At 62.1% G+C, this 12441-nt stretch carries 6 protein-coding genes and 2 pseudogenes; 3 read left to right on the top strand and 5 right to left on the bottom strand.

Annotation, left to right across the window (positions count from 1 at the left end):
• Positions 1–111: 111 nt before the first annotated feature.
• The 5 genes from J3485_RS23195 to J3485_RS23175 form a co-directional block, all read right to left on the bottom strand.
• Positions 112–642, bottom strand: a complete 531-nt coding sequence (locus tag J3485_RS23195; protein WP_206956657.1) for a hypothetical protein — start codon at positions 640–642, stop codon at positions 112–114.
• A gap of 90 nt (positions 643–732) precedes the next feature.
• The gene (locus tag J3485_RS23190; protein WP_206956656.1) at positions 733–4932 is read right to left on the bottom strand and encodes a hypothetical protein; all 4200 of its coding nucleotides are present in this window, start codon (positions 4930–4932) and stop codon (positions 733–735) included.
• Between the two features lie 506 nt (positions 4933–5438).
• Positions 5439–7079, bottom strand: a complete 1641-nt coding sequence (locus tag J3485_RS23185) for an amidohydrolase family protein (protein ID WP_206956655.1) — start codon at positions 7077–7079, stop codon at positions 5439–5441.
• Between the two features lie 244 nt (positions 7080–7323).
• Positions 7324–8103, bottom strand: coding sequence for an AvrPphF family type III effector (locus J3485_RS23180; RefSeq protein ID WP_206956654.1), 780 nt, complete (start codon positions 8101–8103; stop codon positions 7324–7326).
• A 507-nt stretch (positions 8104–8610) separates the two neighbouring features.
• Entirely contained in the window at positions 8611–9324 is a 714-nt protein-coding gene (locus J3485_RS23175; RefSeq protein WP_206956653.1) for a TorF family putative porin, read from the bottom strand.
• Positions 9325–10150: 826 nt separating this feature from the next.
• Between J3485_RS23175 and J3485_RS29680 the strand changes: the two are divergent.
• From J3485_RS29680 to J3485_RS23165, 3 genes and pseudogenes are all read left to right on the top strand, one after another.
• Positions 10151–10331: pseudogene (locus J3485_RS29680) on the top strand (hypothetical protein); the annotation flags it as partial.
• Between the two features lie 74 nt (positions 10332–10405).
• Positions 10406–10669: pseudogene (locus J3485_RS29675) on the top strand (hypothetical protein); the annotation flags it as partial.
• A 236-nt stretch (positions 10670–10905) separates the two neighbouring features.
• Positions 10906–12333 carry a S8 family peptidase gene (locus J3485_RS23165; RefSeq protein WP_206956651.1) on the top strand — a complete coding sequence of 476 codons (1428 nt, stop codon included), beginning with the start codon at positions 10906–10908 and terminating at the stop codon, positions 12331–12333.
• Positions 12334–12441: the final 108 nt, after the last annotated feature.

The raw sequence follows: 12441 nt of genomic DNA, 5'->3' as shown, positions 1-12441 counted from the left end.
GCTTATGAATTTTTCTGCGAACGACGATCGCAAATACTGATAAAGAAATAAAGCGTCGGCAGCACGATGAATGGCGGGGCAGCTGCATGAAGACGTGAGCGGCGCGGGTATTCATCGGCCTGGCTCTTTGGCTTGCCGAGCAAGTTGACGAAACACTTGAGTCCCACGACCCGGCATTTCGAAGTAGATGCGCTCATCGTGGTGCAAATCGATGATCTGAAATGCTCCGTTTGGATGGAAGATGACGGCGTGAGAGAGCAGCGTGATGCAAATCGATCCGTCGGCATGAAGAACGGCCGACGGATCGGATAGCTCGGGCACCGTCCACCCCGATAGGTTGGCTCTTGCCATTGCGTCGATGATTTCCGCGCGTGCCTGCGCTGGGTTCGGGGGGGCAGGGCTGATCTTGCCCAGTTCGCGGCGCAGCCGATGCAGGCGACGGGTTGTTTCCGGTTTGCGCGCAAGGCAGATGCGGCTTAGGTCGCGCGGTTGTTGTTGCGCCAGGCTCGGCCTCAGTTCCGCGAGTCCATGGGCGGCTTGTAACGGTTTCGCCGGCGCGGGCGAAGCGGCAACGGCCTCGCTGTCCGAGGCATCTGCCGCGGAGAGCATGGCCGCACCGCGCATGCTGATGTTGACGTTCATATTTGAGTTATCGACTGCGAAACGATCGTCAGGTGCGGCTGCGCCGACGATCGTGTACGGCGACCTCTCCGTCGCCGCGAATACTTGTGCTTACGTGAATGTCAGCACTTGCTGAGCACGCGCATCATTGCGCGCGTAAGTCAGGCCGACGATACCGTTGACGCCGACTTGCCGACCTTCCTGCTCGACCTGCAGGCTGGTCAAGAAGCGGCCCTCGCGGTACTTCTGATCGGTGTGAATCGCGTCGATTTCCTGACGTGCCGCATTGGCCGTGTCTTTGTTGCCGGCCCGATCGGCCATATAGGCGGCAGCGCGCAGCTTGTTCGCGGTGTCGACGTTGCCGCCGAATTCCGTATAGAGCTGCGGGGTCGACGTCAAATCTTTCTGCTTCAGGTAGTGATCGACGAACTTGATCAACTGCGCCTTTTCACGGGCGACTACGTTCTCGCGCGCCTGGCCACCGGCGTTGTATTCCTTCGCGAAGTACTGTTTGGCTTTTTCCTCGGCATATTTGTCGACGTTTTGCCCGAACTCTTGCAGGAACGAAATCGGCGCTTGAAACGTACGCGTCGAAAAACTCGTCGGCAGTTCCTTGCCGTCTTGCATGATCTGCACGCGCCGATCGGCGACGCCGAAGCGGAAGAACTGCGCCGAGCCCGAGAGGAACGGAGCCACCGACGTCATGACCGAAGCGCCGGGATCGCCAGGGTCGGTTTGAATCTCGTCATAGCCGTTCAAGCCCGCCAGCGATGCTTGGAACGACGCGTTGTAATTCGTCGAATCGGTCTCCCATTCGGTCTTTAGGAATCCTGATTGATCGCGATAGCGAATCGTCGTGCCTTGCGACTTACCGGTGACGCCAAGCGTGGGCCCCGAGAGCTTGAAGCGATCGAAGCGCATGCCGACACTGGCGTTCACGCCGAGCGTGCCCTGCTTGTCGGTCTGATCCATCTCGTAGAAGCCGATCGAGAGGTCGTCGCCGAATGCTTGATACGCGCATTTGATCAGCGATTTGCGGTCTTCTTCGTTGGCTGGTGGCGTATGGCCTTCGAGTTGGCCGCCAAGTACGAGCATCTTGACGAGCTGTGCTTTTTTCTCGTTGACGGCACGGTCGCCCATGACGCCGCCCGAGAGATTGCGCGGGAAGCCGAGGACGGCGCCTTCCTGATGAACCACTTCGTACGCGCCGCCGACGTCGATGCCGCCGCCGAGCGTGACCGGATGATCGTGGCCGGTAAAGTGGCCGACGGTGCCGCCCACGCCGCCTTGGCCGCGTTTGAGCGTCATGACGCTCACGCGCAACTGGCTGCGGTCGGTGCTCGTCACCGACTCGAAACGGACGGTGCGGACTTGGCCGCCGCCGAGATCGACGTGCACGCTGCCGATGAAGTGCATCGCGGCGCGCGAGATGAGGCCGCTGATGTTCTTCGTCGTGCCTTGGACATTGCCGGCGCTATCGAACGCGAAGCCCGAGCCGAGTTCTTCCGCCGCAACGATCTTCGCCAGGATGTCGGCGACTTCCTCGCGCGATTTGCCGCGCAAAGAGGGTGTCTCGATCGGCGCGATATCGCCGGGGTTTTCCGCGCGTTTGAACGCGTCGGCAAACAGGTGCCATGAACGGTCGGCCGACGGCTCGGTCAGGGTCGCTTCCAGCGCTTCTTCGTTGGCGGGGCCGCCAACCGCGGCTCCCCACTGCATCAGTCTTTGTGCCGTGAGGGGGTGGTTCTCTTCGGCCGTCATTGCCATGGCTTTGGCATGCAAGGGGTCGTCGCTCGTGCGCCCGAGCTTGTCCATGACCGCCTTGACAACCTTTTCTTGCGAAAGCTCGGAGAGGGTACCGGGCTGCGCATATCGCGGCAGGGGACCGATTTCATCCTTCGTCGTCTGCATGATCGACGATCGCACGAGCAGGCGCAGTGCCTGATCGTCGCCGCTCGCGGCTTCTTGCGGGAGGTTCGCCATGTCATCGATCGTCGAGTGGACCGTGTCGATCATGTCGCGGAACGCGCGGCCGGCATGCGTGCCGCTGCGGTTGCCGACGCCCATGCCGCGTCCGTCGTCGTTCTCGGCGATACGGTTGTAGGTATAGAACGGGCTCTTGTTCTTGTAGACGCCGACATGTCTACCCATTGCTTCGATCGTGCCCATGAAGCGCGCCCACGTCGTGGGGCGGCGCATTGCGCGATCCAAGTGCTTGCCGACGCTCTTGCCGAGTCGCGATTCGGTGAGGCCGAATTGACTACGGACGCCGTTCGGCTCGTGGGTCGCATCGGTCAGCATGTCGCCGCGTATCATCGAAATCGCGAAGCGGCTGCCATGCGTGCCCTTGCTGAAGGCCGTGCCGCGCGTCGCGTCGCGCTCGACGTGCGCGTCGATTTCGCTCAACTCTTCCTTCACGGCGAGCATCGCCTTTTGTGCGAGCGTGAGATGGCTCGGCACCGGCGTGTTGTTGCGGCCTGGCCAATTGTCTTCGCCGGCCTCGGCGATTGCCGCGTGCAGCGCACCGTCGGCGAAGATCGATGCGGGATCGTGCGCGAGCATGCGCGGGCCGCCCGGCGAAGGCGAGGCCGCGTTGTCCACTTGCCGCGAGGGCCGCGAGAACATGCCGAGCGCCTTGCCGTCCTTCTTCGGCTCCCCGGAAGCGCGCGCTTCACGCACGGCCTGCTGCGATGCCTTCAGCAGCACGGTCACGAGTATGCGGTCCTTTTCGATGACCGAGGCATGCGTGCCTTCGGGACGTGGCGTTTGCGGCGTGAGCTTTTCCAGGAGACTCATGCCGACGCCGCCTGGAATATGAACGATTTCTTGCGCGAGTGCCCAAGCCTTGTCCGCGTCGTAGTGGGGTTCCCCCGGCGGCTCGGCGGTATCGCGCAGCGAATCGAGCAGATTCGTCTGCGGGAGCGATTTCAGCGCGATGCTTGCATCGTGTGCGGCGTCGTATGCGGGATCGTAGGCGGCGTCGCGCTGACGATTGGGCGGAGGGGCGAATGCGATATGCAGCGCTTGCGTGAGGCTAGCGGCCTCGAATGGCTCCAGCTTTTTCTGCGCCGCGATTTGCTTGATCGAATCGAACAGCGCGCGGCGGTTCGTTCCGGGGAGAATGCTTTCGTCGAGGAACATTCGGTCGAGTGCATTCGACGCCTCGAGGGCCTGCACGATGGGGCTTTCGTGCAGTACGGCCGGCGGCGTGCCGCCGGGCAGGTTCGTCAGACGCTGGTGCGGCTCGATGGCCGCGTCGCCTTCCCGCACGACACCCGTGAATGGCTTGGCGCGCGCCGTGCGCGTGTCTGTTCTGAATGGCGTAGCAGACAGGCTCGTCGATGAGATCCCGAAACCGTGAACGTACGCTTCGTCTTTTGCGTGTGCATGCCAGCCCTTGATCGTTTGCTTCAATTGTTTGAGTTTGCCGAGCGCGCCGCGCGGCGCGGAGGCGCTAGGCATCGGCTCGGGTTCGGGGGGCGGGGAAATTTCGGTCACGAGCTGCGCGGCAAACGAAACCCGACGGTTTATGCTCTGCTGCGCGGACGGCGGCTCCGAAGGCGTGCGGTCGATGTTGATCTCGAAAAGATCGTTTTCGTCCTCGATGTCCGACTCGTCGAAGATCGGACCACTATCGTGGCCCTGCGTTTGCTCAGTGGACGATGCATCGGATGCTCTTCGATCGGTCGTGGATTGGCGTGGTGACTTGTTTTGGACGTCGGTGTCGTCCTCGCCGTCCGACTTGTCGAAGATCGGACCACTATCGTGGCCCTGCGTTTGCTCTGTCGACGATGCATCGGACGATCTTTGCTCGGCGGTCGATTGGTGCGGTGACTCGTCTTGTACGTGCGTGTCTTCGTTGTGCTCGGACGTCGTGTTCGAAGCGCTCGACGTGCGAGATGCCTCATGCTCGGCGTTCGTATCCACATGTTGCGGCGGCGTAGGTACGGCCCCATGCGATGGGTTAGCCGATTCGAGCGTGGAAGACGTTGTGTCGTGCTGTTCGTTGATCCACGAGACGACGTCGCCGACTGGGTCTTCAAGAGCAGTCGGGGTCTCGGGCGCGACGGGTGGCGTGCGCACCGGCGAAGCTTGATTCAAGCGCGACTGTCCGTTCGACCCGGCACCTTCGTTGCGGGTGGTGTTCGTCTGTGTCGACGAACCGGACTTGCGCCGCCACAGCCGGGAGATGCCGCGCCGTGAACGCTGCGTAGGTGCGTCGGTCGAAATCTCCGTGGAAGCGCGGGTCGATAGCCCGGCAGGGGCGCGTCCCATCCCGAAGTCCTGAGCGAGGATGTGCCCCATCGTCATCGGCGGCTCGCCGACGTTCGATGTCCCATCGCTGCCGTCGTTGCGGTATGCACTCCTTTGTGAAACGACGCGAGAGACGGTGGCACGCAGGTCATCGTCTGATTCGCTGGAGGAGAGCGATGGATTATCAGGACTCCTAACTGATGTAGACGTCGTTTGCCGGCGATCCGAACCGCCCCCTTGCGGCGATGCATTCCTAGAAGATCGTCCGATCCGCGTCAAGTTCGAAAAGAAACCGGTGACGGACCGGCTTCCGCTCGAACGCGACTCGCGCGTGCGGGCGCCGTTTCCTGTCTGAGTGGGCGTTTGGCTGGCACTGGTGGACGAAGTGCCGCTTCGGAAGATTTTCATGGTCTCGCTCTCGCTTCAGGGCGACGATAGGGATTTTGGCCGCGAGGAAATGCGTCGTTCTTGCAATGCATTCTTGCGTACGGGCGTCTCGCCGAACACCGATCGAATCGAATAGGACGCGGATCGGATCGGTGCCGGCGAGATGCCTCCTTCGATTAGTGCGGTGTGCTCGCTACCGGCTCGCCACGCTCATCGACGCCGGCCGCGGCGAACGCTGCATCGCGCGCGGCGCGCAGCTTGTCCGGCTCGATGTGCGGACCGTCGCGCACCGGCGTCGGGCCCGAGGGGCGAATGCTCGTCTTCATGAAGTCGTTCGTCAGCACATGCTTTTCGAACGCGCGAACCTTGGCGCGCGAGCCGACGATCACGCGCTCATAGTTGCCGATCGTCACTTGATGGCGCACTTCGGGCGAGAGCTTGTCGAGCAGTGGCTTGTACATGTCGCCCGTCTCGGCCCACGTCGCTTCCTTCTTCGGATCGAGAGCGTCGGAGCCCATCAGGAAGCGGTCGGGGAACTCGGTGATCAACTTGGCCGCTGCGTCGATCGATGCCTCGTCCGGCTTCTCGACGCCGTGCTCATCCGTCTTCATGACGATTTGCCGCGCCACGCGCGACCACGAGATGTCGACATTGACGTGCTTCATCTCGGGGTCTTTGAGAATCTGGCGCAGGTTGTCCATATGATTGTCGGGCTTGGCGACGAAGCGGCCGATGCCGCCGAAATGCGCCCAGATCATCGACGTGTTCTTGACCTCGGGCGAAGCGAGCAGCTTCTTGATGCCATCGAGGTGCTGCGGTGCGCCCAGCCCGTTCTTGCGCTGATTCTCGGTCGAATCCACGTCGCAATGCAGCACCACGGGCATGCCGACCACGCCGGCCGTTGCGAGCAGTTGCTTGAACGATTGCACGTTGTTGGTCAGGTTCGCCTGACGGGCGCCGTCGAATTGACGCTCGACCAATTCCTTGTGAATCGTCACCTCGCCCACGCCGGTAAACGTGCCTGGGTCCTTGTGCAGTTTCTTCAGCAGCGCTTCCGAGCTCAGCGGCGAACCCAGATGCAGGCCCGTGACCATCGGATCGAGACGATCGCGCTGCGCATCGGTCAAGCCCGACATGTCCATGAAATCGGCGGTGTCGGCATCGACCTGTTGATTGACGACGAGACTCGCGCTCTTGGCGATCTTGTTTTCTCGCTCCGCCGTCAACTCATGGCGCGCCATGCTCATGTCTTCCTTCGGAACGTAATAGTCTTCCTTCGGAATATGGTTGTCGTCGGGATGGCCGCAGGGGATGACGTCGGTCGGGATCGGCATGATCACGCTGCGGAACACGCCTACTTTGTCCATCATCGCCAGCATTTCCTCGGGCAAGATGCCTTGCTGCGTGTATTGCGTCGGATGGAAATGGGAGTCGGACGTCCAACTGCCGAGCGTGGTCTTGGTCGCTTGCTCGAGCGCTTCCTTGCTCGTGCTGTGCGTCACGGCATCGATCTGCCGACCGCGCAGCGCAGCCGCGATATGGCCGGCGCGTTCGGCAATGGGCACGCGCGAGGGCACGCGCGAGCCGGTCGTGGTGGTACTGCCGTCTTCGAAAAAGCGCGTATGTGATTGCAGCGTGGAAGCTGCGTCGCTGCTTTCGCTTTTCGTTCGCTTGGCTAAATTACCGATCGGCGATTCGGTGTTGCTGCGTTTCGCGGTACCGGTGGGTGTGTTTTGGGCAGCGCCATCGGTGTGCCCGGGCGATGCGTCGAGATGGGCGCTCGACGTGGATGCGCGGCTGGATTGAACGGTTGTCATGGACTTTTCCTGGACAGAGATGAACAGTCGAGCGAGCCGTGAGACGGCGGCCGCTCGTCGGTGTGGCTGAAACTCGCGAGTTCTTTCAAGTCACGGCGCTTAGTATCGCGAGCCGTTTATGAGCGCTCTGCGATGGGCGGCGAAATTGCCGTTACCGCGGCGAATCGAATTTGCAAATGCATTGGCGCGCTTATGGCTAGCAGAACCGTGCCGACGATCCGCGCGGCCCACGTTCGCTCGCAGGTCAGACGATCTCGACGGGCACGGATTTTCCAGCGGGAAGCGTGACGATCAACGGGACGGTATTGCTCCCCCGAGCTGCCGCGCTGTCGTCAAAAAACACCTGTCCGCCCCCTGCCTTACGCAGGTCGCCCAACGTCATCTTGACCAGGACGTGCTTCCCTGTGTTCGCGTAGCCCTCGGCGCCGTCGGTTGCGCGGTTTCCGTACATCACGTTGAGCGTCGGGTCCTTCAGCTTATTAGCGTCGGTTGCCGTAGGCGCATAACGCATACTCGGATCCGTGTCGAAACGTTGGCGTATTTCTGGCGGCAGCGTCGACAACAATTTCTGATTGCCGTGAAAGGGGTTACGTTTGAGTTCGAGATGGTTGGTGATCGACGCGACAGAATTCGGGTTTCCCTGGAGCGTGAACTGTCCGCCTTTGCCTCCCTTCTTCAACCAACTCTTATCCGTCGCTCGATAGAGCACCGTGTCATCGTTCAGCCCGAGCTTCCGGATCGGATCGAGGCGATTGAGCAGCGCTTCCTGAACGGCTGGCTCCAGCGATGTGAACGGGATGTGGCCGTTCGCGCTCGCAGGCTTTTGAGTGGCGGTTCGAGTTGCGGACGGGGCAGAAAGTGCCGCGGTCGTACCTGGCTTTTTGGCGAGGCCCGGCCGCATGGCCGCAGGCCGACTCGTTGGCGTGGGAATGGCCTGCCCTGACGCAGCCGTGAGCCGTCCGCCGAGCCGTTGTGCAAGCAGTTGTGTTCGCCGCTCCGCCTCGGCCTTGGAAACCCGCCCCATCGGCCGGTCCGGCGTCGGCGGCGCAGCGTGTTGTGCAAGCGAACTGCCTTGTGATATGTGCGTTTCGTATTCCCTTCGTTTCTCAGGGCTGAGCGCGTTTTGCCGTACGAGTTTGGTTCCCGGGGGCGCTCCTCTGGGCGCAGCCTGATTGGCAGGCACCGCCGACGATGAGGAGGATCCGCTTATCGTCTTGCGAACGAAGCGCGACAGATTTTGAAAGACGCCTGCCGTCTTCCCCTTCGGACTGCTAGGCGTTTCCCTGGGTGGAGTTTGGGCGGGCGTGGGGCGGTGTGCGTCCGGCGATGTCGCCGGGTACGTTCTGAATGGCGAGAGCGGTCGTGTGCCGGACATAGGATTTGCTCCAATCGGAAAGGATTCGATCGCACCAGCCGGTGCGGTGATACCGATTGTTTCCGTACGTCCCGTATTGGGCACAATATTGCGGCGAATAGGTACCGACGGTAGCGAAACGTTGCGTTTGCGCTTATGCGGGTCGATGCCGCCGGCCTAAAAAGCCCAACTCACCTGCGCGACCCAGCGGTGGATGAGCATCGGACCGAACTGCGCTTTAATGCTTGCCGGGCCCTGCGTGCCGAAATAGGCGAGTTGCAGTTGCAGCGCGCGATATTGGTAATTGAGTCCGACGTCGTCGTAGAAAAAGCCGCCGCCCAGTCCCGCATGCAAGTCGTAATAGCCCACGCCGGCCGTTGCAGAGAAGCCGTGAGCCAGTGGGTAATGGCCGACGAGGTTGTAAGTCAGCGCGAGCGTTCGCGGTGAACCGACATAGGCCGTATTGGGCGATACGGTGACCGAGCCGAACAGGGCTTCCCTCCACCCGACTTCGAGCCCCGCTTCATCGTATTCGAGCAGCGTGGCGAATGGCGTATGAGCGAACTGATAGTGGACGACCATCGCCTTCGCGTCCCAGTCGCCGACGCGCCATCCGTAGCCGGCGTCGGCAACGAACTCGCCGCCTAGGGATGTTCCGGGGATCGGCCTCACGGTCCAACCCGATATGCCCGCAAACGGGCCCGTACCGGGATACCAAGTGGCGGCTACGTCCACCGAGGGCTCGCCCTGGCTGAGATCGATGCCACGATTGATTCGGTCGGTCGTGCCGCCCACCTGAAAATTCCAAGCATCCGATGCGGATGCCTGTGCCGACGGCAGCCATACCGCGGTGAACGTGAGCGCGATTGCACATCGCAGAGCCTTTGTCATGCGCCGCTCGATCAACGAATACGGACGCAATGGCAAAAGCAATGGCAATCCCATTCGTATTCGAAGCAACGCATGCCTGCAACTCATAACCCGTACCGGTTTCCTTTCGATAAAGCCGGGCGCCGAAGTATCGTCAGCCAACGGCAACGACTTCCACGGCAGGGAACCCGGACGTGACGATGCTACCTCAGAAAATAACGGTCGACGAGCTATGGGTAAGCCCGATTGCGAATGGTGTTGCAATTGAGCGCATACGGGCGGGCGAAAATCCGTCGACGGCGGCGAAACATTCGGTATTGCCGGTCAATGTCGTCGATATGCCGCAGTGCCGGAAGCGACGATTCGTCGGCAGCGTTCGGATTTCGCCGTGAGTGAGTGGGGCAGGCGAGCGCTATCGCTATCTTGGCGCGCAGAGCGACGCGTTGCCCTTTTCCATATCGAGGGATGCCGGCCATGTTGCGCCGCTCATGCGGCAGGCCCGTTGCGCACGGTGTGCATGGGCCGCCCCACACCATACGAGGAGGTCAATACCATGAGCGTCAATGTTTCCACAGGTAGCAACGCACAGATCGCATCACTCGATCTGAGTCCCACGGACACCTCCCCGGTCGATGCGGCCGTGGCGAACTACGAGGCGGTTTACGAATCGGCGCTGCAATCGATCCAACAGATGCTGCAGCAGGTGTTCGCCCAAGACGGTGTGACCGACACGGGTAGCGTCGACAGCGGCGATCAATCCGATTCCGGCATGACGGCGCAAAGCGCCGCCGGCGCGCTGGCGGGCTACATGCAGCAGAACGGGATCAACACGCTGGACCCCAACCAGCTCTATCAGATGGCGTACAACCCGGCGGCCGGCACGCCGTCGGCTGTCACCGACGCTGCGAAGTTCATGCTCGAGAACCCCGATACGTTCAACCAGATCGAAACGCACGACGTGTCAGGGGCCGACGGCATTGCCGGCGCTAACGACTTCGATTGGGCGGCGCAAGGCGGGTTGAGCGACGCTTCGAATACCGGCGACACGGCGATTTTGGACGATGCGTCGAGCTTCGAAGACTCCGCTGACGAGTCGAGCGAGCCGATGGATGCGCAAAGCGCCTCGGGTGCGCTCGCCGCGTACATGAATACGCAGAGCATTTGGTCGCTCGATCCTAACCAGCTCTATCAGATGGCATACAACCCGTCGGCCAGCACGTCGTCGGAAGTCTCCGATGCCGCGAAGTTCATGCTCGAGAATCCCGATACGTTCAACCAGATCGAAACGCATGATGTGCCCGGCGCCGACGGCATTGCCGGCGCGAACGACTTCGATTGGGCGGCGCAGGGCGGACTCGACAACGCCTGATCGATGTCTGATGAAATGCGCGGGCGGGGCGCGCGAGCAGCGTCGTTCCGCCCGCCGCCGGTCGTGTTTGATATATTTCATGCGTTCGGGCAGCAACGTTTTTACTCGCCATTGGTACTCACGGTTGTCACGTCTTGCATCTCGATCAGTCAACCCGGAGAAAGATATCCAATGAGAAACAGCTTGCCCGGCACGCCGCACCGCGGCGGTGCATCCCTTACCGGGAGACAGCCATGAATATGTGGGCCCGAACGCGCATCGTCGCGGTAGGGGTGGCGGTATTGAAGGCGGCGGCCCGGCGCATGGCGATGTTGCGCTTCGTCGCGCTCGCCGCCCTCGTTGCACCGCTCGTCGTGGCGTGCAGCGGCGAGCCGCTCGTGCCGCCGTCCAATGTTCAGATCGATCCCGACGTGCTGCGCCAGATACACGACGAGGGCGATCGGATGATCGTCGTAGCCGTCGACAATCCGAGCGAATCGGTGCCTATGCTGGCCGGCACGACGATCGGCGGCTACGACGGCGGTCCCGGTTACGCGGCATATGGCAGCGCGCGCGCGATGGTCGACGCCATCGCGCACGATTACAAACTCGAACAGGTGATGGCTTGGCCGATCGTGCCGTTGCAAGTGCATTGCGCGGTATTGGAGGTACGCGACGGTCGTACGCGCGCGCAAGTGATCGAGCAGCTCTCGCACGATCGGCGCGTGAAGATCGTGCAGCCCTTGCAGTCCTTTCGTACAGTCGGATCCTTGAGCAAGCCCGGCGGTGATATCGGTACGGTCGCCGATGCATCGGCGCGCGGCTACGACGCCAACTATGTCAACCTCGAACGGGGTTTGCACGAGATCGATGCGCTTGCCGCGCAGCGGGTCTCGCAAGGCGAGGGCGTGCGCGTCGCCGTCATCGACACGGGCGTCGACACGTCCCATCCCGGCATCTCCGCATCGATCGTGATGAAGCGCGATTTCGTCGAGCAAGGTTGGGCGGCCTTCGATCACGACGTGCACGGTACGGCCGTGGCGGGTGTGATCGCGGCCAATCCGAACGGCGGGCACGGCATCATGGGCGTTGCGCCGCGCGCACGCATCCTCGCACTGAAAGCCTGCTGGCAGGCACCCGCCGGCCAGAACGGCCGCGGTAACGATCCGTCGGTCTGCAATTCACTGACGCTTGCGCAGGCGCTCGCGGCGGCGATCGAAGCGCACGCGAGCGTCATCAATCTCAGCGTGAGCGGTCCGCCCGATCCGCTGCTGACGCAGCTCGTGGAATATTCGCTGCGGCATGGCATCGTCGTGGTCGGCGCCGTGCCACCGGACGGTGACATGCGCGCATTTCCGGTCGGCATTGCGCACGTGATCGCAGCCGACTACCCGGGCGCGAACACTTCGGCGGCGGTAGTGCGCGCGCCTGGCCGCAGTGTTCTGAGCTTGACGCCGGGCGGTCATTACGATTTCTTTTCCGGCACGTCGTTTTCGACGGCATTCGTCTCGGGCGTTGCCGCGCTATTGCTTGCGGTCGATCCGCGACTCGACGCGGACCAGATTTATGCGGCGCTAAAAAACAGCACGCATGGCGACGCGACGCGGCAAACCGTCGATGCGTGCGGTGCGCTGTCGGCCGCCGGCGTGGCATGCAGCGAGGCGGTCAATCACGTGCATTGAGCGCTCGGCGTCGAGCCAGTTTTTCATTCGCGAACGATGATACTCATCGGTCGTTTCCGCTTACCGGTTCGATGCGTCGAACGCGGTGTCTTCTGTATGCCGTGCATC

It is taken from the genome of Trinickia acidisoli, assembly GCF_017315725.1.
In the GTDB taxonomy this organism is placed as follows: domain Bacteria; phylum Pseudomonadota; class Gammaproteobacteria; order Burkholderiales; family Burkholderiaceae; genus Trinickia; species Trinickia acidisoli.
Note: the sequence above shows the minus strand (reverse complement) of the source record. Positions and strands in the feature narration are given on the sequence as shown.

Excerpts from the sequence above, each read along its gene's own strand:
- J3485_RS23165 (WP_206956651.1), top strand. The coding sequence starts at position 10,906 with ATGAATATGTGGGCCCGAACGCGCATCGTCGCGGTAGGGGTGGCGGTA.
- J3485_RS23180 (WP_206956654.1), bottom strand. The coding sequence starts at position 8,103 with ATGGGGCGGGTTTCCAAGGCCGAGGCGGAGCGGCGAACACAACTGCTT.
- J3485_RS23185 (WP_206956655.1), bottom strand. The coding sequence starts at position 7,079 with ATGACAACCGTTCAATCCAGCCGCGCATCCACGTCGAGCGCCCATCTC.
- J3485_RS23195 (WP_206956657.1), bottom strand. The coding sequence starts at position 642 with ATGAACGTCAACATCAGCATGCGCGGTGCGGCCATGCTCTCCGCGGCA.
- J3485_RS23190 (WP_206956656.1), bottom strand. The coding sequence starts at position 4,932 with ATGACGATGGGGCACATCCTCGCTCAGGACTTCGGGATGGGACGCGCC.
- J3485_RS23175 (WP_206956653.1), bottom strand. The coding sequence starts at position 9,324 with ATGACAAAGGCTCTGCGATGTGCAATCGCGCTCACGTTCACCGCGGTA.